Source organism: Achromobacter sp. UBA5777, from assembly GCF_002418565.1.
GTDB lineage: Bacteria > Pseudomonadota > Gammaproteobacteria > Burkholderiales > Burkholderiaceae_B > Achromobacter > Achromobacter animicus.
Genome location: NZ_DIEJ01000075.1, coordinates 1 through 1,734, shown reverse-complemented (window position 1 = coordinate 1,734; position 1,734 = coordinate 1). Strand labels below are relative to the sequence as shown.

2 protein-coding genes are annotated in these 1,734 nt (G+C 66.9%); one reads left to right on the top strand and one right to left on the bottom strand.

The genetic code is table 11. The features are described from left to right. On the bottom strand, positions 1-945 hold a 945-nt coding region (locus B3446_RS05220), incomplete at its 3' end, for a M81 family metallopeptidase (protein ID WP_291378122.1). A gap of 306 nt (positions 946-1,251) precedes the next feature. Here B3446_RS05220 and B3446_RS05215 point away from each other — a divergent pair. Further along, positions 1,252-1,734: amidase family protein (locus tag B3446_RS05215; protein WP_291378121.1), on the top strand; the 483-nt coding region annotated here is incomplete at its 3' end.

Here is a 1,734-nt window from a genome sequence, read left to right as displayed (position 1 = left end):
GCCGCCCGCGCCGGGGTTGTCCTGCGTGTCCGCAATGACGACGGGCCGCGTCGCGCCCGCCGCCAGGGTCTGCGCGCGGCGCACCGCCTCGGCCGGTTCCAGAAAGTCCGGCGACCACTCCGGTTCCAGCGTCAATACGCGCGCATACAGCGATTCCGTGACCTGCTCGACCGCGGCGGCGTCCGTGCCGTAGGCCCACACCACCGGCCCGCACTCCGGGAAATCCGCGGCGGGAAAGCCCGGCGCGAAAGAGACGGAGGCGACACCTGGCGTCTGCTCCAGCTCGCCCAACAGCGCATACACGCCCTGCGACGGTTCGAGCATCGTGCACATGCCGTTGATGGGAATCAGGAAGGGCAGGCGGCGTTCGCTGCGGGTCCATTTGCCGCCGGCCTGAATGCGCGCCATGAGCAGCCGCGCGGCCAACACGCCGGTGTCGGCCATGTCCACGTGCGGATAGGTGCGGAACGCCACCAGGCCGTCGGCGCTTTGCAGCATCTGCGCGGTGACATTCGCGTGCAGATCCAGGCTGGCGACCACCGGCACGTCCGATCCCACGATCTCGCGCACGCGGGCAAGCAGTTCGCCTTCGCCGTCGTCCAGATGCTCCGTGACCATGGCGCCGTGCAGGTCCAGATAGACGGCGTCAAAGCCGCCCGCCCGCACCGCGTCCAGGATCTCGCCGGCGATGCGCTCGAAGGCATCGCGCGTCACGTGGGCGGACGGGCTGGCGCCGGCCCAAATTACGGTGTGCACCGTGTGGCCTTCCGCGGCCACCGCATTGATGAAGCCGCCGGCCGGAATGTTGACCTCGCGCAGCGCCAGCATGTCCGCGCCCCGCACCATGGCGGGAAAGCCTTCGCCGCGCACGAAGTTGTCGTAGCCCGCCTTGGAGGGCGCGAAAGTGTTGGTCTCGTGCTGGAAGCCAGCAACCAGGATGTGCATGAGCGTATTTCCTTGCCGATGAGAGGAGGGGAATTCGAGCGTGCGGAAATTATTGGGGGCGGCGCTGCGATCGGCAATACCGCCGTCCGCACCACAACGCGCCAACGCCTCGACAAGCCCACCATCGCGGGAAATCCCTGATGCATCGCGCGTTGCGCGCCCCGAAGTTGCTCGCTTAGAATATTTTTATGAACTACATCGGTATTGCTAAAAAATACTTGAAAAGTAGGCGGCAAAAGCAGGGCATCGAATCGGATGCGGGCTATCGCGCCGGCCACCCAGGCGCATCAAGGTTGCAGGGAAGTCATGCGGACAGACGAGTACGAAGGGCAGGACGGATTGGCGTTGGCGGGGCTGCTGGCGCGCGGACAAGTGACGCCGGCCGAGCTGATGGAATGCGCATTGCAGTTGGCCGAAGAACGCGGCGCGCCATTGAACGCGCTGACCTACGTGCAGCCTGAAACGGGCCGCGAACTGGCCGGCGGCTGGACCGAGCGCGGCCTGTTCCGCGGCATTCCTTTTCTGCTCAAGGATTCGGGCCTGCCGAGCGTGCGCTTTCCGTCCAGCCTGGGTTCGGTGCTGTTCGACGACACGGAATACGCGTTCGACGCGACGCTGGCCCAGCGTTTCGAAGCGTCGGGACTGATCCCATTCGCACGGACCACGGTATCGGAACTGTGCATGGGACCGTCCACCGAGGCCCGCCGCAACGGCGGCGCCACGTTGAACCCGCGCGCGCTGGACCGGTCGGTCGGCGGTTCCAGCGGCGGCGCCGCGGTCGCCGTGGCG